We start from the raw sequence: 3,486 nt of genomic DNA, 5'->3' as shown, positions 1-3,486 counted from the left end.
ACTTCGACCTTCTCAATCGAATCGTCGTTGCGGACCCGGTCTGTGATTTCCTGAAGACCTGCGGTCAGCGCCGCGGCATCCGACTCGCCGCTGAGGAACGTATTCCAGACGACCAGCTGGTCAGGGTTCATGCCATAGAGGGTGTTGAACTTCCAGTCAAAGATGTCCGACCCGGCGTCGGCCAGCAGAGTGGTCTGCGAGACGAGTGCCGTTGAGCCGAAACCATCCTCCGGGACCGTGTCCCGGACAATGGTGGGGGCGAGCTTGGTCTCGGCGAAGTTGGTTGCGGCTTCCCGGGACAACATTTGGCGCAGGAGTTCCATGCCGCCTGCAACGTTTGCGGCCTGCGACGGAACAATGAACGGTTCGCCGGCTGCACTGTGCAGGGCGGTGTATGGAAGTGCAGAATCGGCTGACACGGTGGGGATGGGTGCGCCGGTCATCTGGAAATCGTCCGCAGTCTGGTCGATCATTTCGTTCTCGATCCAGGACCCGGACGGGTACAGCAGCGCCGACTGGTCGTTGCTCCACTGCGCTTGGGCTGCGGTGAAGACCGTGCCGGATCCGCCCGGCTGAATGTAGCCTGCCTTCACAATGTCATCCAGCGCGGTGAACACGGACTGGATGGCGGGGTGCGACCAGCAATCCTCGTCCAGGTTCTCCAAGGTGAGGCGCACTTCGTCGCCGCCCTCTTTGATGGCGGAACAAATGGCCATTTCCATGTAGTACGTGGCTGCTTCCTGGCCGAACGTGAACAGGTACTTGTCCTGCTCCAAGGCAGACGCCCCGAGTTCCATCGCTTCTTCCCATGTTGTAGGTGGAGTCCAGCCGTTTTCCTCAAAAAGAGTCGCCGAGTACCACAGGCCGTAAACGGTCAGAACGTAGTTCAGTGCCTTCAGTTCACCGTTGAAAGTGCCGGGTTCCAGCACCCCGTCATACAGGGTGTCCCGGATCACTTCGCCGTCAGAGTTGACGGCGTCGATCACTGCGGTGAGGTCCTCCAGCTGGTCGAGGATGGTATTCAGACCAATTGCCTGCGCGCCCGAGTTGTCAATAATGTCCGGTGGGTTGCCGCCGACAAACCGCGGCTGGAGCTCCTGGGCGATGGCCGTTGAGGCGGCAACAGTAACCGTCACCCCGGACAGGTTTTCCTGAACCAAGCCAGCAGCAAACTCCACGTAGTCAATGCCGTAGCCGCCGTTGAAGATTACCGCGTCCACTGTTGCGGTCTCCGCAACGCCAAACGGGTTGTTCTCCGAGACTTCGCCCGCTGGACCGGAGGGGGCATCATTGCCCCCGCCGCCCGCCGCGCAGGAAACCAGTGCACCACCAGCGGGAATCAAAACCGCTGCGGCAAGTGCTCCGCGAAGGAAACCGCGCCGCGCGAGCGGCTTGTTCTGAATGTTCATTGTGTTTGTACCTTCCAGTGGCTTTCAAGGGATGCACGGCCTCACGTGCTGACCTTCGGCGCTCAGGACATTGAACGCTTCTGTGTGACATAATTCACCAATCCTGCGCGTTAATCAAGCTTTGAGGCGAGTTTCAATCACAACTAATCGTCACAGATGCGTAACGGTGACGTTTCGCAGTGGAAGTAGATCAAACGTTTGCTATGCACAAGGTTCGCCTCCTACTGGACGGGAGTGTGGCGTGACGTCAGCCTACGCCTGTTGCACATGCGAAAACAGGGCATTGAATCCGGCGTTTTGCACGCAAAAAGGCGGACGCTGTGTAGGCGTTCGTTTTAGGAACTGATCTGCTCGCCAGACAGCGTCGATCAACGGTGTCTGAACCGAAACGTTTGGCCGGATCAGCGCCGGCTGGCGGCTGCCCCAGTCACGTTGAGATCGAGAAACGGGTTGGCGAAAACGCCCTCAGGGTCCAGGTCCCGCACCAGCCGGCAGAAGTCGCCGATCTTCGGGTAAAGCCCTGCAAGCCGTTCCGGGTCCGTGGTGAACAGCTTGCCCCAGTGTGGCCGTGCTGAGAAGGGCTCAAGCACCGCTTCCAGCGCGGGGAGCAGCGCTTCCACGGCTGGCTGGTCCTGCTTCCAGGTGAAGTGCATGCCCATGACGTCCGTGCCGTAGCTTGAACTCAACCAGAGGTCATCGGCTGCCACGGTGCGGATCTCGCAGACCTGCAGCAACGGCGCAATCTCTGCGCTCAGGAAACGCAGCGCAGCAAGTGCCTCAACGGCAAAGCGCCTCGGCACCACGTACTCGGACTGGAGTTCCACCCCGTTGCTCGGCGTGAAGTTCAGACGGAAATGGGGCAACCGGTCAAACCACGGTCCGGCAATTCCCAGCTGCGGGGTGCACCCAACGGCGGGCAGGTTGGGAATGGGATGCCGTTCCCCCTGCGCCGGGAGAGCTCCGAAAAGTGTTGGGGTTGCATCGCTGCCGACGCGGCTCTTCAGCCACGCCATGTCAAACACATCCAGATTCTGCCAGGACGTGAACATACTGACGCTGTACGCGGATCCGGTCAGCGCGTCGAAATTCTCGCTCACAGCGTTCCAGCTCAAATTCTCAAACACCGACTGGGCAACCTCGAACGTGGGCTCGATGGCCAGGGTCACCTCGGTCACCACTCCGAGCGCACCGAGGTTGACCACCATGCCTTCGAAGTTCGGATCCCCGGCGTCATAGCGCGCCAGTTCGCCGCCGGCTGTAACGAATTCAAGCCCGACGACGGCGGCAGCAAGGCTGGTGTTACGGTCACCTGACCCGTGAGTGCCAGTGGCAATTGCACCGCCGATCGAGATGTGCGGGAGGGAGGCAAGGTTCGCCAGGGCAAATCCCGCGGACTGCAGTTCAACAGCAAGTTCGCCGTAGCGCGTACCCGCACCCACCGTGGCAACCATGGCCTCACGGTCAATCCGCACAGGACCGGTGAGTGCCGCCGTCGACATTAGTTCTTCCGTGCCGTCCGCAATCGAGTTGAACGAGTGACGGGAACCAAGCGCCCGGATGGAGCTGGCTGCGGCGACTATCCGCCGGACCTCGTCGACGCTGGACGGCGTGTGAAGCCGGGCAGCGCTGTACGCCAGGTTAGCCGCCCAGTTTGTGCCTGCTGCGTTGGCCATGCGTTGCTCCTCGGTAGGAATCGATCTGACAGGTGGGTGGAGAGCTAGAGCTTTTGCGCCAGGCGGTAGTACGCCGCGTTCCAGCGCAGCTCGCGCTGGAACTCCCGCAGCGTCGTCGTGCTGTTGATCGTGAGCAGTTCCGTGCCGGCGATGTTGGCGAAGTCCTCAAAGACATCGAGTCCGACGGCGGTGCTCATCACCGTGTGATGAGCCGCGCCGGCACTCAACCATGCGGCTGCCGCGGTGGCGAGGTTCGGTTCCGGCTTCCACACTGCGCGGGCAACGGGCAGGTTGGGCAGCGGAGCATCCGGCGGAACCACTTCAACGGCGTTGGCGGTCAGGCGGAAGCGGTCGCGCATGTCGGACATGGCGACGACGACGGCGGGTCCCGAATCGGTGTCGAA

The 3,486-nt window shown here is 61.4% G+C and carries 2 protein-coding genes and 1 pseudogene; all 3 read right to left on the bottom strand.

All coding sequences use genetic code 11. The features are described from left to right. On the bottom strand, positions 1-1,409 hold a 1,409-nt coding region (gene ngcE / locus Y708_RS0107135; protein ID WP_028279391.1), incomplete at its 3' end, for an N-acetylglucosamine/diacetylchitobiose ABC transporter substrate-binding protein. Between the two features lie 401 nt (positions 1,410-1,810). Next, the gene (locus Y708_RS23540) at positions 1,811-3,082 is read right to left on the bottom strand and encodes a D-arabinono-1,4-lactone oxidase (RefSeq protein ID WP_035775611.1); all 1,272 of its coding nucleotides are present in this window, start codon (positions 3,080-3,082) and stop codon (positions 1,811-1,813) included. Between the two features lie 44 nt (positions 3,083-3,126). Next, a pseudogene (locus Y708_RS23535) lies at positions 3,127-3,486 on the bottom strand (L-arabinose isomerase); the annotation flags it as partial.

The sequence above is a fragment of the Arthrobacter sp. H5 genome (assembly GCF_000520595.1).
Classification (GTDB): domain Bacteria; phylum Actinomycetota; class Actinomycetes; order Actinomycetales; family Micrococcaceae; genus Arthrobacter_D.
The sequence above is the reverse complement of the archived record's forward strand: the minus strand, read 5'-3'. Positions and strand labels throughout refer to the sequence as shown.

What these genes read in the sequence shown, in the direction of transcription:
- Y708_RS23540 (WP_035775611.1), bottom strand. Translation starts at nt 3,082, where the DNA reads ATGGCCAACGCAGCAGGCACAAACTGGGCGGCTAACCTGGCGTACAGC.